Source organism: Micromonospora sp. RTGN7, assembly GCF_033804645.1.
Taxonomy (GTDB): Bacteria; Actinomycetota; Actinomycetes; order Mycobacteriales; family Micromonosporaceae; genus Micromonospora.
This window is the reverse complement of sequence record NZ_JAPZLF010000022.1, coordinates 59,744-82,996: the sequence shown is the minus strand read 5'-3', so window position 1 is coordinate 82,996 and position 23,253 is coordinate 59,744. Positions and strand designations below refer to the sequence as shown.

Sequence of the window (23,253 nt, the reverse complement as noted above, 5' to 3'; positions counted from 1 at the left end):
TCCTCGGTCGGGATAGGGACGCCCCAGGGTACCCGTGGGGCGTCCCCGGCGGACTATCTCATCGGGACGATCCGAACGGTCACCCCCTTCTGGGCACCGTACTGGACTACCTGGTTGAGCGCGCTCTGCTGGGCGGCGCTGGCCTTCCCGCTCTGGATGGCGATCTCCAGTTCCCGGGCGGTTACCTGCCCCTGAGTGATGGTGCGGCCGTCCCAGGTGACCTGAGTGTTGTTCTTGAGGAAGCCGGCAGCCTTGTCCACGTAGCCCTGCAACCGGCTGGTGAGCTGGCCGGCGGTCTGATAGCTCTTGGCGGTCAGGTCGACGCTCTTGATGCTGGTGGCGGTGCCGTTGGCGAACCTGTCGATGGTCGGGAAGCTGCGCGGCAGGTTGCCACCGAGCTTGGCCTCGATGGCCAGGCCGCGCTCGAACTGGTTGAGCTTCCAGACCGAACTGCCGGCCTTCAGGTACGCACCGAGGCCACCGCTGACCGCGCCGAGGGCACCGCCGATCGCGAAATCCTTCAGGGCGTCGCCCATGCTGTACTTGCGCCCGGTCAGCGCCGCGAGGCCCGCCCCGATGCCGACGGAGGAGGCGCCGCCGATCAGCGCCCCGATCAGGATCGGTATGCAGATCGGGCAGTCGCCGTTGGGGTCGGAGAGGTTGACCGGGTCGTTGAGGGCGTAGGTGTAGAGGTTGGCGTTGCCGCCGCCGTAGCCGGCCGGGTCCTGGCTGAGGAACCGGCCCGTCTCGGGGCTGTACCAGCGGGCCCGGTGGTAGTTCAGTCCGGTGGCGGCGTCACGTTCCCGGCCGGTGAACTGCTGGGTGTTGCCGCTGGCGGCGCCACTGGTGGTGACCGCGCCGAACGGGTCGTACGTGTACTGCGTGGTCAGGTTGCCGGCGGAGTCGGCCAGGCCGAGCACGCTGCCGAGCGCGTCGGTGATCGGCACCCGGGGGCCGGCGGCGTCGGTGCGCACCAGCGTCTGGTCGAGCCCGGCGGTGAGCCGGTCGGATGCGGTAGCGCCGGTCTGCTCCCGGACCAGGTTCGTTCCGTCGTAGAGGTAGCCGGTGGTGGACCCGCCGGCGGTGCGGCTGGCGAGCCGCCCGGCGGCGTCGTAGCCGTACGAGGCGGCCAGGCCCGGCCCGGTCACCCCGGCCAGTTCGCCCCTGGCGTTCCAGGTGTAGCCGAACACGCCGTCGCCGGTGAGGTTGCCCTCGTCGTCGTAGCTGTACGTCCGGGTGCCGCGGCTGGTCAGCCGGTTCGCGGCGTCGTAGCCGGCCGCCGGCCCGGTGCTGGGAATGGTGACGTTGGCGAGGCTGCCGGTCAGCTCCGCCACCCGGCCGGCGCCGTCGTAGGAGTAGGCGAGGTGGCCGATCGGCACCCCGCCGCCGCTCTCGTAGAACATCCCGGTGAGCTGCGAGGCGGCGTCGTAGGTGTACCGGGTGGTGACGCCGGCCTGCTGAACCCGGTCGGTGCGGCCGGCGGCGTCCCGGTGCCAGGTGGCCGTGGTGGCGCCCTGGGTGATCTGCTCGATCATGCCGGCCTGGTCGTAGCCGTAGGAAATCGCCGGCTGGCCGGGCACGGTAACTCCGGAGCGTCGGCCGGCGGCGTCGTAGGTGTAGCCGACGGTGCCGGCGGGGCCGGCCGCGCTGACCACCTGGTCGAGGTCGTTCCAGCCGAGGGTGAGCAGCCCGCCGGCCGAGTCATTGACGGTGGCGAGCCGGTCCTGGGTGTCGTAGCCGAATTGCTTGGTGCTCTCGTAGCTCGGGCCGGCGGTCGCGCCGTAACCGATGAAGGTGGTCCGGCCGAGCACGTCGTACTCGGTGACGGCGGTCTTGCCGCGCCGGTCGGTGGCGGAGACCACCCTGCCGAGCACGTCGTACGTCTGCTGGGCCTGCTTGCCCAGCGGGTCGGTGACGGTGACGGGGCGGTCGGAGTTGTCGTAGGCGACGGTGCTGCTGTTGCCCCGGGCGTCGGTGACCTTCGTCAGGTTGCCGTTGCCGTCGTACTCGAAGGTGGTGGCCCGGCCGAGGCCGTCGGTGCTGGTGACGATCTGGTTGTCCGGGTCGTAACGGACCTGTTCCAGCACGCCCCTCGGGTCGGTGACCGCCACCGGGCGGCCGACAGCGTCGACGAAGCTGCGGGTGGTCCGGCCCAGCGGGTCGATCATCGCGACCAGGTCGCCCTGCTCGTAGGTGTAGCGGGTGGTGTTGCCGAGCGGGTCGGTAGACGAGGTGACCTGGCCGGCGGCGTTGTAGGCGTAGCGCCGGGTCCGGCCCGCGGCGTCGGTCGCCGCGGTCAGGTTGCCGAGGTCGTCGTACGTCATCCGGGTGGTCCGGCCCTGGTCGTCGGTGACCGAGGTGACCTGCCGGTACGGCCCGCCGGAGGTGACCGTGGCGGACTGGGCAGCGGCGGTGCCGGCAAGCGCGGTGAGCGTGGTGAGGTCCCCGGTCGGCCCGTACCCCAGCGTGGTCCGCCGCCCGTACGGGTCGACCAGCGAGGTGGGCAGGTGGGTGACCGGGTCCCGCGCGGTGGTGGAGGTGCGCGCCTGGGCGGTGCCGGCGGCGATGGTCTCGGCGGTCACCCGGCGGTCGGCGTCGAAGCTGGTCTCCCGGACGCTGCCGTCGGGCTCGGTGACGGCCGTCTTCACGACCTTGCCGTTGGTGTCGGTGGTGTACGCGAAGCCGTAGGTGACCCCGCCGGGCATGGTCTGGGCGGCCACCCGTCCGGCGGCGTCGAAGGTGTTGGTGAGGTAGGTGATACCGCGGGCGTCGGTGACCGTGGTCATCCGGTTCGCGGTGTCGTAGGTGTACGAGGTGGTCCGGCCGCCCGGCGAGGTGACCGTGGTCAGCCGGCCGGAGCCGTCGTAGCCGTACTGCACCGCCCGGCCGGCGTTGTCCTGCGCCCGGGTGACCCGGCCGCCGGTGTAGCTGAGCTTGATCCAGCGCCCGTTGGGTGAGGTGACCTGGGTGATGTCGCCGGACTGCCCGCCGCTGGATCGGGTCAGGGTGATCTGGTTGCCGTGCCGGTCCCGGATGGACTGCAACGGGGCGTTCTCGCCGAAGACGTAGACCATGCCGTCGGTGCGGACCAGGTCCCAGCCGTCGCCGTTCCAGGTCATCACCGCGTCGCGGAACGGGCCGGTGGTGCCGACGACCTTGAAGACCGCGTCGGTCCAGCCGGTTCCGGGGCTGATCCGGTCCATGTGGACCTTGCCGCTGTCGGGGAAGACCAGGTCGGCCTCGGTGTACTCCCGCTCGGAGAAGACGAAGATGCCGTAGGTGAAGTTCGCCCCGATGCCGAACTCGCGGTTCTGGGTGTCGTTCTGCCGGTAGGTGCGGGTGATCGAGATCGGTAGCACATCGTTGACGGTCAGGTCGGTGTGCTCGTCGACGAAGAGGCCGCTGGCCAGGTCGACGGGGTCGCCGCCGGAGTCGCCGTCCTCCCCGGGGCCGGTGCCGGCGGGGCGCTTGCCGCTGCCGTTGAACATCGCCCCGGTGAACTCCCAGACCCGCACATCCGGGTCGGGCACGATCTGCCGGCCGTCGGGGGTGACGGTGCCGTGGCCGTAGATGTACCAGCCGGCCTCCGCGCCGGACACCGCGCAGACGGCGGGGGCCTTCGCGGGCGTGGCGGGCTTCTTCGGGTACGACTTCACCGGGGCTTTGGTGCACGGCGCCCGCTGCGGGTCGTAGTCCCAGAAGTCCAGCCGGCTGCCGGGGGCGAGCCCCTGGGTGTTCGGGTAGATGATCTGCGCGCCCTTCGGCAGGATCACCGACCCGCCGGGCTGCACGGTGAAGTAGACCGGGGTCCGCACCCCGGCCGGGAGCGGGAACGGCGGCTGGTCCACCGGGAGCGCGGTGATGGAGAGCTCGGTGACCCGTTTGCCGGCCCGGTCGCGGATCACGGAACCCTTGGGCAGCCGCACCTCGAAGCCGGGGATCGCCGGGGTGGTGAGGACCGTCCGCTTCGTGGTGGGCGAGGGGAAGCGGACGCTGTGCGCGGTGTCGAGCCGGGTCATCCAGACCGGGTACGACAGCTCGACCGTCTCCCCCGCCCGCAGGTCCACCCCGGTCTCGAAGCGGCCGAAGGCGCGGCCGGGGCTGCTCGCCGTCGCGCCGTCGATGACCAGGACGTGGTGCCCGGCGGTGAGGCCGGTGAGCAGGAACCGGCCGGTGGCGTCGGTGCGGGTGCTGCGCCGGCCCACGGTGATGGTGACGTCGGCCAGCGGGTGGCCGTTGAGCAGCAGGGCCTGCCCGGCGAGCGCGGTCACCCCCCGCTCGGCGCGCAGCGCCGGCTGTAGGTTGCCGTACGCGCCGGTGCGGTGGCTCTGCCAGTCCTCGCCGGCGAGGTTGAACCGGTCCGGCGTCCAGGTCTCGGTGACGTCGCCGGTCGGGCGGGGCGCGGTCTTCGCCGGCGGCATCTTCGCGGCGGCGGCGGGGGCGGGCAGTCGCACCTCGCCGGTCACGCCGCCGACAGTGCTGGTCGACGGGTCGACGAAGACGGTGTACGTGCCGGTGGCGGGCAGGGTGACCGAGGCGATGGTGCAGCTGGATCCGCAGTAGACGCTGCTGCCGAGGTTCGTCCCGTCCGGCTTGCGGATCACCGCCATGGCGTTGTACTGGCTGTAGCTGCCGGCGGTCATCGCCACGGTGACCACCTGGCCGGCGGTGCCGGGGAAGGTGAGCTTCGCGTTCTGGCCGGGCACGGCGGTGGTCAGGGTGGCCCCCGGGCCGCCCGGGGTGACGGCGGCGGTCGCGTCGGCGGGGACGTCGTAGAGCTGGAGGGTGACCGCTCCGGTGTACATCCCGTCGGGGTTCAGCAGGATGGTGTACGTCCCGGCCACCGGCAGGGTGGTGGTGTCGAAGAAGCACGTCGCCCCGCAGTACACGCTGCTGCCGAGGTTCGACCCGTCCGGCTTGCGGATGATCGCCGACGCGTTGTAGGTGCCGTACGTTCCGGCGCTGCCCAGCACCGAGAGCCGCTGCCCGGCCGCGCCGGTGAACGAGAGCACCGCGTTCTGCCCGGGGGCGGTGGTGGTCAGGGTGACCGGTGCGCCGCCCGGCGTCGCGCTCGCGGTGACGTCGGCCGGCACGTCGTACACCCGCAGCGAGACCGAGCCGGTGTACATCCCGTCGGGGTTCAGCAGGATGGTGTACGTCCCGGCCACCGGCAGCGTCGTGACGTCGAAGAAGCACGACGCACCGCAGTACGCGCTGCCGGTCAGGTTCGACCCGTCCGGCTTCCGCACGATCGCCGACGCGTTGTACGTCCCGTACGTACCACCGGTGCCCTGCACCACGATCCGCTGACCCGCCCCACCGGCAAACGACAGCACCGCGCTCTGGCCCGGGGCGGTGGTGGTGGCCGGCACGGCCGGGCCGCCGACGGTGGCGCCGGCCGTCGCGTCCGCCGGGACGTCGTAGACCCGCAGGGTCACCGCGCCGGTGTAGGCCGCGTCGGGGTTCAGCAGGATGGTGTACGTCCCGGCCACCGGCAGCGTCGTGACGTCGAAGAAGCACGACGCACCGCAGTACGCGCTGCTGGTCAGGTTCGACCCGTCCGGCTTCCGCACGATCGCCGACGCGTTGTACGTCCCGTACGTACCACCGGTGCCCTGCACCACGATCCGCTGACCCGCCGCACCGGCGAACGACAGCACCGCGTTCTGGCCGGGGACCGTGGTGGTGAGGGTCGCGGCGGCCCCGCCGGGGGTGGTGCCGGCGGTGGCGTCGGCCGGCACGTCGTAGACCCGGACGGTGAGCGCGCCGGTGTACGTGGACGCCGGGTCGACCAGAATGCTGTACGTGCCGGTGACCGGCAGCACCGTCGCGTCGAAGAGGCAGGACGTCCCGCAGTACGCGCTGCTGATCAGGTTCGACCCGTCCGGCTTCCGCACGATCGCCGACGCGTTGTACGTCCCGTACGTGCCGCCGGTGCCCTGGATCAGGATCCGCTGCCCGGCCGTGCCGGGGAACGACACCACGCCGTTCTGCCCCGGCACGGTGGTGGTGACGGTGACCGGGTCGCCGCCCGGGGTGGTGCTGACGGTGGCGTCGACGGGCACGTCGAACACCTGCGCGGTCAGGCTGCCGACGGCCACCCCGACCGGGTCGACCAGCAGCGTGTAGGTGCCGCCCGTGACCAGCGACACCGAGCTGAACGAGCAGCTCGTCGCGCAGGACGAGGAGCTGGTGACGGCGCTGCCGTTGGGCGCGCGCAGCGTCACGGTCGCGTTGCCCCCGCCGAACGCGCCGGCGGAGAGGCTGACGGTGACGACCTGCCCGGCGGTGCCGGGGAACGACACCACCGCGTTCTGCCCCGGCACGGTGGTGGTCACCGACACGGCCGCGCCGCCCGGGGTGGTGGCCGCCGTGGCGTCGGCGGGCACGTCGTGCACCTTCGCGGTGAGCGCGCCGACCGCGGTGGTCTTCGGGTCGACCAGCAGGGTGTACGTGCCGTCCGCCGGCAGGAGGGTGCCGTCCAGGAAGCACGAGGCCCCGCAGGCGGTGTTCGACGCGACCGTGGTGCCGTCGGGGCGGCGCAGCGTCACGGTCGCCTCGGCGGCGCCGAACGTGCCGCCGCTGAGCTGCACCGCGACCCGCTGCCCGGTGGTGCCGGGGAACGACACCACCGCGTTCTGCCCCGGCACCGTCGTGGTCACCGACACCGCCGCGCCGCCCGGGGTGGTGGCCGCCGTGGCGTCGGCGGGCACGTCGTGCACCTTCGCGGTGATGCTGCCGACGACCGTGCCCTTCGGGTCGACCAGGACGGTGTACGTGCCGGCCACGGTCAGCGCCTGGGTGTCGAGGAGGCAGGAGGTGCCGCAGGTCGTGTGGGACACGATCGTGGTGCCGTCGGGGCGGCGCAGCGTCACCGTCGCCTCGGTGGCACCGAACGTGCCGCCGCTGAGCTGCACCGCGACCCGCTGCCCGGCCGCGGCGGGGAACGACACCACCGCGTTCTGCCCCGGCACCGTCGTGGTCACCGACACCGCCGCCCCACCCGGGGTGGTGTTGGCGACCGCGTCGTTGGGCAGGTCGTAGACCCGGGCGGCGATGGCGCCGAGGGTGGTGCCGGTCGGATTGACAAGCACGGTGTACGTCCCGGTGACCGGCAGTGTCACCGCGTTGAACGAGCAGGTCGTGCCGCAGTAGCTTTCGCTGACGACGGTGGAGCCGTCCGGGGCGCGCAGCGTCACGGAGGCGTTGTAGGTGCCGAAGGTCCCGTTGGCCAGGGTGACCGAGACGGCCTGCCCGGCGGTGCCGGCGAACGAGACCACCGCGTTCTGCCCCGGCACCGTCGTGGTCACGGTGACGGCGGCGCCGCCGGGTGTGGCGGTCGCCGCGGCGTCCGCAGGCACGGCGTGGACCTGGGCGGTGACCTGGCCGACGTAGGTGGTGTCCGGGTTCAGCAGGATCGTGTACGTGCCGTCGACCGGCAACGTCACCGTGTCGAAGAAACACGACGCCCCGCAGTACGCGCTCCCCGTCAGGCTCGACCCGTCCGGCTTACGGACCACCGCCGACGCGTTGTACGTCCCATACGTACCACCACTGAACTGCACCGACACCCGCTGCCCGGCCGTGCCGGCGAAGGAAATCACGCCGTTCTGCCCCGGAACGGTGGTGCCCACGGTGACCGGGGCGCCGCCCCGGGCCGCGGTCGCCGTGGCGTCCGCCGGCACCAGGTGGACCTGCGCCGCGACCTGTCCGACGGTGGCCCCGTCGGGGTTCAGCAGGATCGTGTACGTACCGTCGACCGGCAACGTCACCGTGTCGAAGAAACACGACGCCCCGCAGTACGCGCTCCCCGTCAGGCTCGACCCGTCCGGCTTACGGACCACCGCCGACGCGTTGTACGTCCCGTACGTACCACCACTGAACTGCACCGACACCCGCTGCCCGGCCGTGCCGGCGAAGGAGATCACGCCGTTCTGGCCGACGGTGGTGGCCACGGTGACCGGGGCGGAGCCGGGTGTGGTGCTCGCGGTCGCGTCCGCCGGCACGACGTGGACCTGCGCGCCGACCGACCCGACGTGGAAGGCCTCTGGGTTGACCAGGACGGTGTACGTGCCGTCGACCGGCAGGACGGTGGTGTCGAAGAGGCACGAACTGCCGCAGTACGCGCTGCCGGTCAGGTTCGACCCGTCCGGCTTGCGGATCACCGCCGCCGCGTTGTAGGTCCCGTACGTGCCGCCGGTGAGGTGCACGAGCACCCGCTGGCCCGCCGTGCCGGCGAACGAGACGACGCTGTTCTGGCCGGGCACCGTCGTGGTGGCGGTGACCGGTGGCCCGCCGGGAGTGGCCGCCACCGTGGCGTCGGCGGGCACGTCGTGCACCTGCACGGTGATGGCCCCGGTCGTGGTGGACGGCGGGTCCACCACGACGGTGTACGTGCCCTCGACCGGCAGCACGGCGGTGTCCAGGAAGCAGGCGGTGCCGCAGGAGCCGTTGGAGGTGACCGAGCCGCCGCCCGGCTTGCGCAGCGTGACGGCGGCGTTGTACGTGCCGTACGTGCCGCCGCTGAGCGTGACCGAGACGCGCTGTCCGGTGCTGCCGGGGAAGGTGACCGCGGCGTTCTGCCCCACCACGGTGGTGGTGACGGTGACCGGGTCCCCGCCCGGGGTGCTGCTCGCCGCGGCGTCGGCCGGCACCTGGCGCACCGTCGCGGAGACCGAGCCGGTCGCCGCGCTCGCCGCGGCCAGCAGCAGGGTGTACGTGCCCGGCGTCCGGGCGGTCACCGTGTCGATGAAGCCGGTGGCGCCCACGCATCCCGACGACGCCGCAGTACGCCCGAACGGGTCGAGGACCTTCGCGGTGGAGATTCCGCAGGAGCCGAAGGTGCCATCGGCGAGTTGCACGCTGGCCCGTTCTCCCTCGGCCAGATCGAAGACGACCAACCCGATGTCGCCCGCGCTCGGGATCGACACGGACGCGGTGCCGCCCAGCGCGACCCTGGAGGTGTGCGCCACGTCGGCGACGGTGTAGGGGGCGGGGGCGACGAAGACGTCGGCGGCACCGTCCCCGCTGCCGTGGCGGGTGCGTACCCCGATCCGGCCGGAGGCGGCGCCGGTGGGTACCTGGACGGTCAGGCTGCCGGCGGCGACCGCCGAGGTGAAGGCCCGGGTGCGGTTGAGGGTGACGGCGTTGTCGGCCGTCTCGGCGGCGAAGCCGGTGCCGGTGACGGTGACCGTGGCGCCGGGCGCGACGACGGTCGGGGAGACGCCGGTGACGGTCGGCGCGGACTCGTCCGGCCCGGAGACCACGAAGGACTGGGGACCGGTCGCGGTGGCCCCGCCGACGGAGACGGTGACCGGGCCGGTGGTCGCCCCGGCGGGGACCCGGGCGACCAGCCGCCGGCCACCGGCGGCGGTGACCGTGGCCGGGACGCCGTTGAACGCGACGGTGTTCTCGGTCGCCACGTCGGAGAAGCAGCCGCCCTCCAGGGTCACCTCGGCACCCACCACCGCCCGGGCCGGCACCACCGACAGCAGGGCGAGGGCCGGGGCGACGTCGCCGGTGACGGAGGTGATGTTGCCGGCGGGGTCGTATCGGTACCGGGCGGTCCGGCCGGACCGGTCCTGCGCCCCGGCCAACTGCCCGGCGGCGTCGTAGCCGTAGCCCACGGAGTCGCAGGAGACCGAGGCCGCGACGATGTCCGGCAGGTCCGCCCGGACGGCGAGGGCCAGCAGGAGGGCGAGCGCGGCGAGGCTCGCGGTGAACCGCAGCCGGGCACCTGCCCAGACCCGCGATCGGACGGTACGGCGACCGAGCGGTCCCGACATGCTGCCTCCCCGGACGGAATATCTGGATGGCAAGGTAGGCGAGATCCATCAGCGGGAATAGATGGCGGGGCGAGCGCGGTGGGGCGCACGCGTCAGTGACCCACGGTGACCACCTCCCCCACCGGCCGAAACGGCCGCCGCCGCACCCAACCGTGTCGACTATCGGACAGATGATTGCGTTGGTCGATCCCGGTCATAAGTGGGCAGGTCAGCGGCGGACCATAGAAGCCGGACGCCGTTGCGCCACCGGCCCGAGGCCCGCCGCCGCGCCGGATGCAACGTCCCGGTTGTCAGTGATTTGTCATCTTGAATGGAAAATCGCGGTGATAGAGTGCGCTCCGTGACGATGCCGACGCGGCCTGGTACGGCGCGAACGGCAGCGGAGTTCGTCGCTCGGCTACGTGCGGTCAAGACCTGGTCCGGGCTGTCCTATCGGGTCCTGCAACAGAGGGCGCGAAAGGGCGGCGACCAGTTGCCGGCCAGCACCGTGGCGAGCGCGCTCAACCGGGTCTCGCTACCGTCCGAGGAAGTCGTGGCAGCGCTGGTACGCGCATGCGGCGGCGATGCCGTGGTGGTGGCGGAATGGGTCGCGGCCCGCCGGGCACTGGCCCTGCTCGGCGAAGCCGCACCGGCGACCGGCCCGTCCGGTGTCGTGTCGCAGCCCTCGCCCGGGCCCGGGGATGAGCCGAGCGCCGAATACCCGGGGGCTGCGGCGACGCCGGGTCGTGAGGGGAACGCCGGGCCCCATCCGTACCGGCTGGCCGGAAGACAGGTCACCCCCTGCCTGCTCCCACCGGACCTGCCGCTGTTCGTCGGCCGGGACGACGAGATCTCCGAGGCCTTCCGGCTGCTCGACCGGGATGCCGCCGGGCCGGCGACCCTGCTGGTCACCGGGCCCGCCGGAGTCGGCAAGACGGCCTTCGCGGTACGGGTCGGGCACCTCCTCGCCCCACGGTTCGCCGACGGTCAGCTCTACATCGACCTGCAGGGCTTCGGTGACGAGCCGGCCGAGCCGTTCACGATCCTGGGAGCCTTCCTGCGCGCGCTCGGGGTCCACGGCGGCATGGTGCCTCCGGACCTGACCAGCCGGATCCACCTCTACCGCACCCTGCTGGCACAGCGGAGGATGCTCATCGTCCTGGACAACGCGGCGACGACCCGGCAGATCGGCGACCTGCTGCCCAGCGGCGAGCGGTGCGCCGCCATCGTCACCAGTCGCGCCACCCTGGCCGACCTGGGTGGTCGCCGGCTTCCCCTGGGCGTTCTGAGCACCACCGCGGGCCTCGCCCTGCTGCACGGGATGCTGGGCCGGGACCGCACCGCCGCCGACCCTGAGGCGGCCCGGTTCATCGTGGAAACCTGTGGTGGCCTTCCCCTCGCGGTGTGGGTGGCCGGAGCGCGACTGGCCGCCCGGCCGCACTGGCCGTTGGCCAGGGTCGCCCGGGCGCTCGCCGACGAACAGCGCAAGCTCGACGAGCTCGCCGTCGGTGACGTCGCCGTACGGGCCAGTCTCGAACTGACCTACCGGGGGTTACCCGCCTCGACGCAGCAGGCCCTGCAGATGCTCAGCCTGCTGCCCGGTCCGGACTTCGCCGCCTGGGCCTTGGCCGCGCTGCTGGACATCAGCCTGTCGGACGCGGAGACGATGCTCGACGACCTGATCGAGGTGCACCTGGTGGAGATAGGGCCGATCGGCGCCACCGGGATCCGCTACCGGCTGCACGACCTGGTGCGGCTACTCGGTCGGGAACGGGCGGAGCGGGAGGTCCCGGCACCGACCCGAGCGGCCGGGCTGGACCGGCTGGCCGGCGCGAGCCGGCACCTCACCGACCTCGCCGCGACCATCCTCAGCGCCGACTTCCAGGGCACTGCGCAGGCCGAGCCGATGTCCTGGCGGCTCCCGGCGACGGACGCCGACCAGCTCGTCGCCGAGCCGGTGGCCTGGTTCGATGACGAACGCCGGTTCCTCATCGCCGTGGTCGACCAGGGGCTGGACGGCGCAGAGGTCGCGGCGGCCACCGCGCTGGCCACCGCGCTGGCCACCGCGCTGATGACGTTCTTCCAGCTGGGAAGCCACTTCGACGACTGGGAACGGCTCCACACCCGGGCGCTCAAGGCCGCGTTGTACAACGGCGATTCGGGCAGCGCCGCCAAACTCCACCGTTGCCTCGGCGAACTCACCACCATCCTGGACCGGTACCCGGAGGCACTGGTGCACTTCGAGCAGGCCCTGCTGCTCACCGACGGCCCGGACCCGGCCTACCGGGCGAGCGCCACCGCCGGTCTGGCGTACGTGCACCGGCTGCTCGGCCAGTACGCCGAAGCGGTGCGTCACTTCGAACAGGCCATCGAGCTCTCCCGCGCGACCGGCAACGTCAACTGCCTCGTCTACGCGACCAACGGCATCGGCGTCATCGACCTGGAACAGGGGCGCATCGAGGCCGCCGGCAAGCGGTTCGGGGAGTCCCTCCGGTTGAGCCGGTCCACCGGTTACCGGTCCGGCGAGGCCCAGACGCTGCGTTGCCTGGGGCAGCGCCATCGCGGCCTCGGCGACCACCGGGCCGCCGCCGACTGCTTCCGGCAGGCCGCCTCGATCAGCGAGGAGTTGGGTGATCGGCTCACCGCCACGCACGCCACCTGTTGGTTGGGCGACGTGCTGGTGCGACAGGGCGAACACGGTGAGGGACGCCGGTTGCTCGCGCGAAGCCTGTGGGCCTACCGGGAGTTCGGCAACGTGTGGGGTGAGGCGGCGACGCTCTATGCGCTCGCGGAAGCACAGCTCGCGGCCGGGCGTCCGGTGCTGGCCCGTCGGCGCGCCGAGGCCGCCGTTGACCTTTGGCGGCAGGTCAACTCCCGAACCTGGCTGGCCACCGCCCTCGACACCCTGGCCGAGGCGCACCGGTTGGCCGGGGATTCCGTGGCCGCCGCCCGGATCCGGGAGGAGGCGGCGGCCACCCGCGCTCTCCCCGACGGCGCCCACCACTGACACCGGCACCGGCCACCGACGCGCTGGTGTGCCGCCTGCTCAGTGGCCGAGGACCACCCGACGGCGCTGACGAAGCTCATCGAGGTCGCCTCGGAACCGGTCGGTGAGCACCTCCTGTTCCACCCGTTGCTGGGCGCTCCGCACCACCTCACGTAGGTCTGCCTGCTCCTGGCAGTTGGCATCCGCCGTCGCGGCGGCGAGTTCGGCCCTGGCCGCCTCGCGGACGGCCGCGTCGTCGGTCGCCGCCCGCGCCCGGGTGAGGATCGACTCGCGTAGCTCCTCCGGGTTCGCGGCCCGGTAGCCGGCCCGCTCGGCGCACGAGGACCAGGTCTTCCGCGTCTCCAGCACGGCCGGACTGTCGCCGGTGCGCTCGATGACCATGTTGCTCAGTATCTGGACGGTGTAGAACAACCGGTCCCAGCCGGCACCGAAGACCTCGGCGCGCGCCTGTGTGACGCACGCACCCACGGCGATGGAAACCTCGTTGCCCTCGGGCAGGGCAATACTCTGCTGGTGTTCCTGATCGCCGACGAGCGCGGCAGCGTAGCGGGGATCGGGCGGGGACGAGGGAGCAGAACGGGCCTGCGCGCGTTTGCGCAGCTCGTCGGGCACGATGTCGTATCCCGCTGTCCGCGCGGTCTGCCTGTCGATGAGTCCGTAGGGGTCGCCCGGCTCCGAGTCGTCCCGGGCAGTGGGGCTCGGGACGGGCGTCGCCGGATAGGTGAACCCGCGGCCTTTCATGCAGGCCCCGGTGGCCCGTTCCAGTTTCTCGTCGACGGCCCGTTGGTCGGCTGCGGAGTAATAGGCCGCACCGTCAAGAGGGTGGACGCCAGCCGGGCGGGCCCGATCGGCAGGCGGGGCATTCCCGCAGCCGACCAGACCCCCCAGCGCGAGCACCGTCACGGCGCAGCACGCGATAGCTCGTCGCATCGCTTCAGCAGAACCACTTGTTGCTGTAGGCGTGGTGCCAGATCTTCGAGCCGGAGATCGTCTTCCACCCGGTGCCCCGGTTGAGCGGGTACGCGGTTCCTCCGCGGCCGATACCGGAGTAGATGGTGACGTTGCAGCTGGCGCCGTTGTTGTAGATCGACTCGGAGTGGGTCCACTTGTAGTAGCCCGTCAGGTCGCTGTTGTCCCCGTACACCGGGCCGGGCGCCCCGCCCCAGTTCGTGGTGGGGTAGGAACAGGTCGCCCCGGAGGGGCAGGCGTGGGCAGTGGCCACACTGGCCGTGCCGACGAGGGTGGCTGCGGTCAGCGCACCCGTGAGACCCAGGGTCATGGAGATCTTCCTCAAGCCGGACATGTTTTCTCCCAACTGGTGGTGCCTGGACGATCAGCGGTTGACTGACCGATGCGGAACAGTGGTGTCGGCCGCGATCCGGAGCTTCTCCGATCGCAGCGAATTGGTGGGCACCCGCCTGCAAACCGTCGATGTCGGCCCCTCGGCGCGATCCCGGGCTCAATTCCCGATCGGCACCGGAACTGATGCCGGCGACCACGAACCGCGGACGGTTCGTGCTGAACGGGCCTCGATCGCGCCGCCCCCTTAGGCGGGGTCAGCGGTGGTACTGGCGGATGTCACCCTCGGCGTACGGGCAGCAGTTCCACTTCTGAGACATGCGGCACCCGAAGCCCCACTTCGAACGCGGACAGCCGGAGGGGCATGGATGGACTGCGAATTGATACCGCTTTCCTTCGTCATCAATCCTCCTTTCGCACCAGCACCCTGCCTGTCGTAGAACGAGTAAAGCACCGACAGCGCACGGCCGGCCGTTGTCGCCTGTACGGATCTGATCGAGCCTGTACGAAACGAAATGGCACACCATTTCGTACAGCCGCGTGCTCGTCTCGACGTGACCAGCTCAGCGCGGCAGCGACCGACGCGTAGGCCCGGGCCACCAGGCTCAAATCGCTTCCACCGCACGGGAAAGCGCCGCGATCTTCCGGGGATTTCCCGTGCGGTGGGGCGGCCACGGCCGGGTAGCGGCGGTGACGCCGGTCGATCAGGCCGGACGCGGTCGGCCGGCGGCGGGCCGGCGGACATCGTTGCCCATCGCATCGACCTCGATTAGTCTGCCAGTGCTCGGGGAGCGGCCCCGGCGGTGGCGGTCCACACCAGAGACCGCGGGATGAAAGGCGCCCGCGCCCACCACGCCGCCGCCACGGCGGCGATCAAGCAGCGTCAGGAAGACCTTAGCGGGTGGGAAGGGTGGTGGAGGATGAGCGGGATCGCCCCTTTGGCCATCGGGATCGCCTCGTCTGGGGCGCAACGCCGGCAACTCGCCGAGCTGTTCGGCGGGACCGAGGCGTTCCTGATCGTCTCGAGTGTGGACCAGGCGCGGCAGTTCCTCGGCGTGGTCCGTCAGCCCGACGCCGCGGCGGCGGCGGTGGCCGCAGTGGCGGCGGCAGTGGCGGCGGCGGCGCTGGCGGCGGTGGCGGTGCCCGCCCGGGCTGCGTTCGCCGAGGCGACGGCCCCCACCTGTCCGCCGATACCCGAGTTGAGCGTCGACTCCGACCGCCGGGTGCTGTGCTGGCGCGGCCGCGAGGTCGAGCTGACCCCACTGGAGCACGATCTCGTGCGGTGCCTGGTCGGCACGCCCGGGCACGTCTGGACCTACCAGCGGCTGCACCGCGAGGTCTGGGGCACCGCGCACCTGGGCCGCGGCTCCGACATGCACTCGGTGGTGCGGCGACTACGCTCCAAACTCGCCCGGCTGGGCGCGGCCGCGACGATCCACTCGGTCCGTGGGATCGGCTTCCGTCTCGCGGCGTCCTGACCACGAGCCCGGCTCACCATCTGCGGAACGGGTCCGGCCCGCCCGGTCGGGTGACCAGGCGGGCCGGAGCTGTCCGTCAGCGTGCGGCGGTCAGCAGCGGATCGGTGACAGGGCGAAGTCCTCCACGGTGGGCGTGGCGGTGTTGATCCTCGTCTGTCGACTCTGCGGCTTCCAGCCGTCCTTGGCGACGATCATGGAGAGCGGGTTGCTCCGCCGGTCCAGCCAGTAGGCGTACCGGCCCTGGTTGTCGGTGGCGAACGTCCACGACGCCGCCCACGAGTCCACCTGGACCACCGCGCCGGAGATCGGCGTGCTGGCACCCTGGCAGCTCGTCCCGGTGACCGTGCCCATCAGCTTGCCCCAGGTCGTGGGCGGCTGCGCGATCATCGTCACCGACACCGGCGGCACGGTGTACGGGGTGTTCTCCTTGATCACGATCGACCCGGAGTAGGTACCCGGCTGGTCGACGGTGGCCGCGATCCCGATGTTGACCGTGACACTCTGACCCGGCGCCAGGGTGGCCGCCGTCTTGTCGATCGTCATCCAGCTGACATCCGCAGCGGCCTCGGCGCACCCCTCGAACCCCGGCAGCGCCTCGCTGTCGGCGGTGGCGGTGAAGCCACCGGAGGCGCCACCGACCTTGTAGAAGCCGCACGCCGCGCCGCCGCGGTACCGCGCGGTGTTGGCGTTGGGCAGGTTCGACCACGAGCTGGTGGCCGGGTCGTAGGCGAAGCCGACGTTGGTGATGGCACCGCCCTGCGACCCGCCGACGACCAGGAGCTTGCCGTTGGCGACGGCGAACGAGCTGGCCCAGTTGTCGGCCGGCGCGTCGGCGATGGCGGTCCAGGTGTTGGCCGCCGGGTCGAAGGCGTAGCCGGCCTTCTGCGCCGCAGTACCGTCGTTGCCGCCAGTGCAGTAGACGACGCCGCCGATCCCGCCGCAGGACAGGAACGCGACCGACTTCGGGTAGTCCGGCAGCGCCTCCCAGGTGTCGCTGCCCGGGTCGTACCGGACGACGTCGTTCGACATCGGCGTGCAGCTTGCCGTCGTGCACCCGCCGATGGCGTACAGCTTGCCGCCGGCGACGGCCTGCCCGGCGGCGGAGCGCGGCGCGGGGTTGTCCGCCTTCTCCGTCCAGGTGTTGGCCGCCGGGTCGTACGACCAGGTGGTGCCGTCGGGGCCGGCCGGCCCCCAGCCGCCGGTCACGATGATCTTCCCGCCGACGGCGCCCGCCGTCACGGCGTTGCGCGCACCGGGAAGGTCGGCGATCGCCGTCCAGGTCTGGGCGATCGGGTCGTAGACATAGTTCTTCGCGGTCGACGCCGTGCCGTTGCCGCCGACGATCGAGTACACCTTGCCGTTGAGGTTCACCACCCGGTTGTCCATCACGGTCGTCGGGTGGTCGGCGATGTCCGTCCAGGGCGCGGCCTGCGGGCCGACCGGGGCGGAGGCGGCCGTGGTCGCCTTGCCGGACGCCCACGCGGCGACCGACGTCGCGGCGGTGAGCCGCTGCACCGGGGCACCCTGGGCGCCCAGGATCTGCCGCTCGGTCAGCCGGGATCCGTCGGCCCGCAGCAGCTCGAAGCCGTTGTCCTGCTCGCTGAACGCGACGTCGACGGGGGCGCCGCCGGTGTTGGTCACCGTGAGGGACTTGGTGACCTTGCCGGTGGGCATCCGGACCGTGGCGCTGACCGCGGCCGGCTTCACCGACAGCCTGCCGGCCGCGAGCTGGAAGGTCACGGCGGTGGCCCAGTCGGTCTGGACGTCGACCTGCTTGGTCTGGCTGACGTAGTTGCCGGCCTTGGCAGTGAACCCGTGTGTGCCGGTCTGCGACGAGAACAGCCAGTAGAAGCCGTCCGCCAGCTTGGTGTCGTCGGGGGTGGCCACCGTGGTGGCCGTCTCCGTCGCCTTGTCATCGCTGGTAACGGTGGCGCCGTTGACGTAGCCGTTGTCGTTCTTGTCCCGGACGTGCCCGAGCACCAGGCCGCCGTTGGTCGGCTTGCAGGTGACCTTGCTGCCGATCAGCACGTTGTCGACCTGCCACCACCACTCGTAGGAGGCGTCGTAGTAGTGGAACCGGACCTGGACCTGCGCCTTGCCCGCTGCCTGCGGGATCGGCACCTCGGTCACCAGGGGGCCACGGACGTCCTTCGCCTGCCGGAGCACGTTGGCCCAGGTCGCGCCGCCGTCGATGCTGAGGTCGACGTCCGCGCGGTCGGAGCCCAGCCAGTTGTAGTCCTGGTTGAACCGGACCACCGGGGTCGCGACGTCGGTGAGGTTGACGACCGGGCTGACCAGCGAGGTGTCCTGCCGCCCGCCGCTCGCGTACTTGTCGCTGTCGATGATCGCGAACCTACCGGCGCCGCCGGTGAGGTTGCCCCGCTTGCCGGGGTCGTTGAAGTCCCACACCTGGCCGAGGCCGGCGTTGTCCACCACCGACCAGTCGGCCGGAACGCGGTTGCCGTCGAAGGTCTCGTACACGCCGTCGGAGCCGTACGTGTACCCGGGCGCCGTGGTGCAGGCCTTGGGGTCCACCGGCACGGCGATGTTGTGGGTGACGTTGCCCGGTCCGACGACGACGTCCTTGGTGACGGTCTGGTAGCCCGGGTACTGCGGCTCGACCTTCAGCTTGTACGTCGACGAGGCCGGCAGCGTGAAGCTGTAACGGCCGTTGACCGGGATGGTGTAGTCGGAAACCGGTAGGCCCTCGACGCTCACCTTGGCGTACAGCGGCCAGCCGTGTCCGGAGCCGTCGGTGACCGAGCCGCTGACGGTCACGGAGGGCACCGCGGTCAGGGCAACGTTGAGGGTCGTGGTCGCGTTGCGGGCGACCGTCGCCGGCACCGTCTTGCTCGCGTAGCCGAAGGCGGTCACGGCGGCCTGGTAGTCGCCGACCGGAAGCAGGGTCGAGTACGTGCCGTCGGCGCCGGTGGTCAGCTCGCGGGTCGCCGGGCCGGTGAGGGCCACCGTGGCGCCCGGCAGCGGGTTGCCGGTGTCCGCGTCGGTGACCTTGCCGGCCAGGGTGCCGGTTTCGCCGATGGGGGCGGCGTCGAGCAGCGCGAGCGCGTCCAGCCGGCCCTCGCCGTACACGTTGTTGTCGTCCGCGGTGCCGCCGCACTGGGCGTCGGCCTTGTCGATCGCCGAGTTGTCCAGCAGGGCGCGCGTCGCGGTGATGTCACCGACCAGCGCGGGTGCCGCCGACCACAGCAGCGCGACCGCGCCCGCGAGGTGCGGGGCGGCCATCGAGGTGCCGCTGTAGCTGGCGTAGCTGCCGCCGGGAACGCTGGAGCGGACGTTGACGCCGGGCGCCGAGATGTTGGGCTTGATCCCGCCGTCCTGCCCGCTGCCGCGGGAGGAGAAGCTGGCGATGTTGTTGTTGACGTCGTACGCGCCGGTCGAGTAGTTGCTGGTCCGGCTGCCCGGTGAGCCACTGGTCTGGCAGGCCGAGCCCTTGTTGCCGTTGGACCAGGTCCCGAAGATGCCCGACGCGGCCCAGGCCAGCGTCACGTCCTCCATGAACGGGTCGTTGGAGGGCTGCGTGGTGCCCCACGAGTTGTTGATGATGTTCGGCCGCTTGCTGGCGTCCGGGTTCTGGCCGTTGAGGTCGGTGGGCTCGAGCATCCACTGGCCGGAGGTGACCAGTGCGGCGTCGGAGGGGCAGCAGCCGTTCGCCGCGATCCACTTGACCCCGGGCGCGACACCGATCTGGTTGGCGCCTACGGCGCCGGCCATCGTGCCCATGGTGTGCGTGCCGTGGCCGTCGCTGTCGCACGGCGCGGTGGCGCAGTCGCCGGCGGCGTCGAACCAGTTGTAGTTGTGGTCGAAGGTGCCGTCGCCGTTGTTGCCGCGGTAGGCGCCCACCAACGCCGGGTGGTCGTACTGCACCCCGGTGTCGATGTTCGCCACCGTGATGCCCGCGCCGGTGACGCCGTACTCGGACCAGACGTCGTCGGCGTTGATGTTGGCGATGCCCCACTCCAGGGCGTTCGCCGTCTTCTCGTCGGTGCCCTCGGTGACCTTGGGCAGCTGGTAGGCCGTCGTGGCGTAGATGCCCTCGACCTCGGCGTGCGCGGCGAAGTTCTGCACCATCGTCAAGGAGCCGCTGCTGACCTTGATGGCGTTGGTCGCCCAGAAGGTCTGGTATTTGGCGCCGGCGCCGTCAAGCTCGGAGCGGACCTTGGCCTGGCTGTCGGCGGCGGTCTTGCGCAGGGCGTCCGCCACCGCGGCGCCCCGCTTGTTCCAGTCCTGGTTCGCGCTGGCCTTGCCCAGGTCCGCCCTGCCGGTGAAGCGGATCCAGAAGTCGCTCTCGCTCTTGCCCTGGAGCTGGCTCATCAGTTCGGGTCGGATCTTGTCCGCGGACGCGGTCGCCCCACCCGGCGCGGCCTGCGCGCCGGAACCGGTCGTCGCCAAACCCGCCGCGGCGAGTGCGATCGCCGCACCGGCGCTCACCAGTCGCCTGAACAGGCGCCTGGATTGTGGACGTCTCAGCATCGGTGCTGCCTCCAAAAAACGACCCGCGTTTGGTGAAGCCGTGGCGAAGGTGCAGAAGACCCATCCCCCGTCTGGATCACACACCGGATTGAACGAACCCCCCAGGCCCCCAGGCGCCGCGCGGGTCACGCCGGCGCCTGTGTGGACACTATGATCGACAAAGATGCGCGATCAAGCACTTTGTGTGAGCAAACTGTCACCAAGAGCTGTCCGCTTGACGAAGGGTCTGACAATTACTGTCACGGCCATGACAGAGTCGGGCAGAAATTGCCCATCGCTTCCGGGTGGGGACGGGTGAACGAAGGCGACGAGAGCACGGCGCCGGGCGGGTCCGACGAGGCCTGGGCCCCGTTCCCGCTGGTCATCGCGGTGACGCCGTCGCCGGTGGAACGGATCAGGCTCGCCGAACGCCTCGACGGTGTCGCGCCGCTGCTGCTGGTGGCCGACCTCGACGAGTTGCGCAGACTGATCGGGGTTCCCCGCCAGCGCTCCGGGGCACCGACCGCGCGGCCACCCGCCCCCGCAGCTCCGGGGGACGCCCTGCGGATCGACTCGGCCCGGTCCACGGCCCGCTGCCAGGACCGCGAGGTCCCGCTCACCCGGCTCGAACACGACCTGCTTGCCTGCCTGACCACCGAGCCGGTCCGGGCCTGGAGCTACGCCGAGCTGCACCGATCGGTCTGGCACGACGAGGAACAGCAGCGCACGTCGGACGTGCAGTCGCTGGTGAAGCGGCTGCGGCGCAAACTCGACCGGCTCGGCACCGGCGTCACCATCGTCGCGGTGCGTGGTGTCGGGTTCCGGCTGACCGGCCACCACGGGGCACGGGCCGGCGGCGCCTGACGTCCCCGCGATCCCGGCCGTCGACCGGAGGGTCCTGGCTGGCCGGCGGCGGCCGAAGCTGCGGCGACCCGGTGCGGGCCCCCGCACCTCTGCCGCACCGGGGTCCGGTGGGGGCATGCTGGTGGCATGCGCGCGGTGGTCTACGAGACGTTCGGCACGACGCCCGAGGTACGGCAGGTTCCCGACCCGGTGGCCCCGCCCGGTGGGGTGGTGGTCTCCGTCGAGGCGACCGGGGTGTGCCGCAGCGACTGGCACGGCTGGCGAGGACATGACGCGGACATCCGGCTGCCCCACGTGCCCGGCCACGAGTTCGCCGGGGTGGTCGCGGGGGTCGGCGCGGGCGTCACCGGTTGGGCCGCCGGCGACCGGGTGACCGTCCCGTTCGTCTGCGCCTGCGGCGCGTGTCCCGCCTGTCTCGCCGGCGACCATCAGGTCTGTCACCGGCAGCAGCAGCCGGGGTTCACCCACTGGGGGTCCTTCGCCGACCTGGTCGTCGTGCACCACGCCGAGGTCAACCTGGTCCGCCTGCCGGACGCGGTGGACTTCCCCACCGCCGCGGCGCTCGGCTGCCGCTTCGCCACGGCGTTCCGGGCGGTGGTGGCGCAGGGCCGGGTTCGCGCCGGGGAATGGGTCGTCGTGCACGGATGCGGCGGCGTCGGGCTCTCCGCCGTGATGATCGCTGCCGCCGCCGGGGCCCGGGTCGTCGCGGTCGACGTGCGACCGGAGGCGCTCGCCATGGCGGCGCGGTTCGGTGCCACGGTGACCCTGAACGCGGCTGCGGCTCCGCTCGACATACCCGCCGCGACCGGCGGCGGAGCTCACGTGTCGATCGACGCCCTCGGCAGCCAGGCGACCCTCACGGCGTCGGTCGAGGGGCTGCGCCGGCGAGGCCGGCACGTCCAGGTCGGGCTGCTCCCGGCGCGGGTGACCGTGCCGATGGACCGGGTGGTGGCACACGAACTGGAGATCGTGGGCAGCCACGGGATGGCGGCCCACGCGTACGGCGACCTGATGGCCCTGGTGGAGTCGGGCCTGCTTAGCCCCGGAGACCTGGTGACCGAGCAGTTGCCCCTGACCGCCGCACCGGCCGCACTGGCCGCCATGGACGGCCCCACCCCACCCGGGATCAGGATCGTCACGCCCTGACGGTCAGGGTCGGCCCGGTGGTCGCCCGCCCCGACGGGCGCCCCTGACCATGACCAGCCCCAGGGTGACCAGGCCGAGCGCCACCCCCACACCGCCCACGACCAGGGTGGCGGTACCGCCACGGTCGGCATGGTCCCCGGCGGCACGACGGTCCCCGGCACCGCCGGCAGCATGGTCGCCGACGCCGTCAGTACCACCGTCGCCGGGCCGGGAGCGGGAGGCGGTCGGTGCCGGATCGGGCCGCCGGGTGGAGACGGTCGGCGTGGGAGTGAGGGCGTAGCGCAGGATGGTCGGCCGCGTACCCGGTGGCTCGTTCGCGGTCTCGGAGACGGTGAGCAGGGACCGGCCGTCGGGGCTGTAGGCGATCGACTCGCCCTGGGGCTCGTTCGGCAGCGCGACGACCCGGGGCGTGCCGGTGGTCAGGGCCTCGACCATGTCGCCGCCGGTGACGTCGAACTCGAACGCGTCGGCGTAGGTGCGCAGCACCACCCGGCGCCCGTCCGGCGCGGTCGCGCCGCCCGTGACCACGCCCCGACCGACGAAGGAGAACGGGTTGCGGGTCGTGGTGGAGGGCAGCCGCACCTGCCCCACCCGGGCCAGCGGCACCGTCGCGCCGGGCCGCAGCGGCGCGGCCGGCCGGTACAGGCCCGCCGTGCCGCCCTGCTTCGTCACGATCACCGGCGGTCCGTCACCGGCGACCAGCAGGGCCTCCGCATTGTGCGGCCCGTCGGGGTACGCCACCCGGTGCAGCACGGGGCGGGCCGCCCCGGGCGCGAGTCTCCACAGGGCGACGGTGCTCCGGGAGCGGTCGTTGTCACCGATGTCGGCGACCCAGATCGTGCCGTCCGCGCCGACGCCGAGGTCCTCCGTGTCGCGGGGACGCGACGGATAGCGCACCGTACGCACCACCGCGCAGTCGGCGTCGAGGAGGAAGATCCGCCGCCGGGACTCCTCGTCGGCACCGTCGTTGACCACGACGAACCCCTCGTCCGTGGCGACCAGCCCGGAGATCTCGTTCAGCCGGGCGTCGCGGATCTGGCACACCGGCGTTGCCGACGCCGCCGGGAGAACGGTGGACGGGCCCGCGACCGCCACCCCGGGGGTCGGGGCGGTGGTGACGACGACGACCGCCACCGCTGCGGCCGCCGCCCACCGCCCACGTCGCGTCACCGCGTGTCCCCGCATCGCCCACCCTCCGCGCAGCCGCCGTGCACCGGGCCGCCCG

General features: G+C 72.1%; 10 protein-coding genes. 5 read left to right on the top strand and 5 right to left on the bottom strand.

Annotation, left to right across the window (positions count from 1 at the left end; genetic code table 11):
• Window positions 1-53: 53 nt before the first annotated feature.
• Window positions 54-9,785, bottom strand: a complete 9,732-nt coding sequence (locus SNR22_RS25080) for a pre-peptidase C-terminal domain-containing protein (RefSeq protein WP_320069111.1) — start codon at window positions 9,783-9,785, stop codon at window positions 54-56.
• Between the two features lie 346 nt (window positions 9,786-10,131).
• Here SNR22_RS25080 and SNR22_RS25075 point away from each other — a divergent pair, with 346 nt between their 5' ends.
• Window positions 10,132-12,771, top strand: coding sequence for a tetratricopeptide repeat protein (locus tag SNR22_RS25075; RefSeq protein WP_320069127.1), 2,640 nt, complete (start codon window positions 10,132-10,134; stop codon window positions 12,769-12,771).
• A gap of 39 nt (window positions 12,772-12,810) precedes the next feature.
• On the opposite strand, the gene SNR22_RS25070 is transcribed toward SNR22_RS25075, so the two are convergent.
• Both SNR22_RS25070 and SNR22_RS25065 read right to left on the bottom strand, forming a co-directional pair.
• Complete coding sequence (locus tag SNR22_RS25070; RefSeq protein WP_320069110.1) at window positions 12,811-13,701, bottom strand: hypothetical protein; 891 nt, start codon at window positions 13,699-13,701, stop codon at window positions 12,811-12,813.
• 4 nt (window positions 13,702-13,705) lie between these two features.
• Window positions 13,706-14,050 carry a peptidase inhibitor family I36 protein gene (locus tag SNR22_RS25065; protein ID WP_320069109.1) on the bottom strand — a complete coding sequence of 115 codons (345 nt, stop codon included), beginning with the start codon at window positions 14,048-14,050 and terminating at the stop codon, window positions 13,706-13,708.
• On the opposite strand from SNR22_RS25065, the gene SNR22_RS25060 reads away from it, so the two are divergent.
• Entirely contained in the window at window positions 14,049-14,321 is a 273-nt protein-coding gene (locus SNR22_RS25060) for a hypothetical protein (RefSeq protein WP_320069108.1), read from the top strand. The two genes, SNR22_RS25065 and SNR22_RS25060, sit on opposite strands and share 2 nt — an antisense overlap.
• 669 nt (window positions 14,322-14,990) lie before the next feature.
• Window positions 14,991-15,548, top strand: a complete 558-nt coding sequence (locus SNR22_RS25055) for a winged helix-turn-helix domain-containing protein (RefSeq protein WP_320069107.1) — start codon at window positions 14,991-14,993, stop codon at window positions 15,546-15,548.
• A gap of 90 nt (window positions 15,549-15,638) precedes the next feature.
• Here the strand turns inward: SNR22_RS25055 and SNR22_RS25050 are convergent, their stop codons facing one another.
• The gene (locus SNR22_RS25050; protein WP_320069106.1) at window positions 15,639-19,997 is read right to left on the bottom strand and encodes a S8 family serine peptidase; all 4,359 of its coding nucleotides are present in this window, start codon (window positions 19,995-19,997) and stop codon (window positions 15,639-15,641) included.
• A gap of 336 nt (window positions 19,998-20,333) precedes the next feature.
• On the opposite strand from SNR22_RS25050, the gene SNR22_RS25045 reads away from it, so the two are divergent.
• Together SNR22_RS25045 and SNR22_RS25040 are read left to right on the top strand one after the other, a co-directional pair.
• Entirely contained in the window at window positions 20,334-20,882 is a 549-nt protein-coding gene (locus tag SNR22_RS25045; protein WP_320069105.1) for a winged helix-turn-helix domain-containing protein, read from the top strand.
• 126 nt (window positions 20,883-21,008) lie between these two features.
• Window positions 21,009-22,028 carry a zinc-binding dehydrogenase gene (locus tag SNR22_RS25040; protein ID WP_320069104.1) on the top strand — a complete coding sequence of 340 codons (1,020 nt, stop codon included), beginning with the start codon at window positions 21,009-21,011 and terminating at the stop codon, window positions 22,026-22,028.
• 3 nt (window positions 22,029-22,031) lie between these two features.
• Here the strand turns inward: SNR22_RS25040 and SNR22_RS25035 are convergent, their stop codons facing one another.
• The gene (locus tag SNR22_RS25035; RefSeq protein WP_320069103.1) at window positions 22,032-23,198 is read right to left on the bottom strand and encodes a hypothetical protein; all 1,167 of its coding nucleotides are present in this window, start codon (window positions 23,196-23,198) and stop codon (window positions 22,032-22,034) included.
• Window positions 23,199-23,253: the final 55 nt, after the last annotated feature.

Excerpts from the sequence above, each read along its gene's own strand:
- SNR22_RS25065 (WP_320069109.1), bottom strand. The coding sequence starts at position 14,050 with ATGACCCTGGGTCTCACGGGTGCGCTGACCGCAGCCACCCTCGTCGGC.
- SNR22_RS25055 (WP_320069107.1), top strand. The coding sequence starts at position 14,991 with ATGAGCGGGATCGCCCCTTTGGCCATCGGGATCGCCTCGTCTGGGGCG.
- SNR22_RS25080 (WP_320069111.1), bottom strand. The coding sequence starts at position 9,785 with ATGTCGGGACCGCTCGGTCGCCGTACCGTCCGATCGCGGGTCTGGGCA.
- SNR22_RS25040 (WP_320069104.1), top strand. The coding sequence starts at position 21,009 with ATGCGCGCGGTGGTCTACGAGACGTTCGGCACGACGCCCGAGGTACGG.
- SNR22_RS25070 (WP_320069110.1), bottom strand. The coding sequence starts at position 13,701 with ATGCGACGAGCTATCGCGTGCTGCGCCGTGACGGTGCTCGCGCTGGGG.
- SNR22_RS25060 (WP_320069108.1), top strand. The coding sequence starts at position 14,049 with ATGGAGATCTTCCTCAAGCCGGACATGTTTTCTCCCAACTGGTGGTGC.
- SNR22_RS25075 (WP_320069127.1), top strand. The coding sequence starts at position 10,132 with ATGCCGACGCGGCCTGGTACGGCGCGAACGGCAGCGGAGTTCGTCGCT.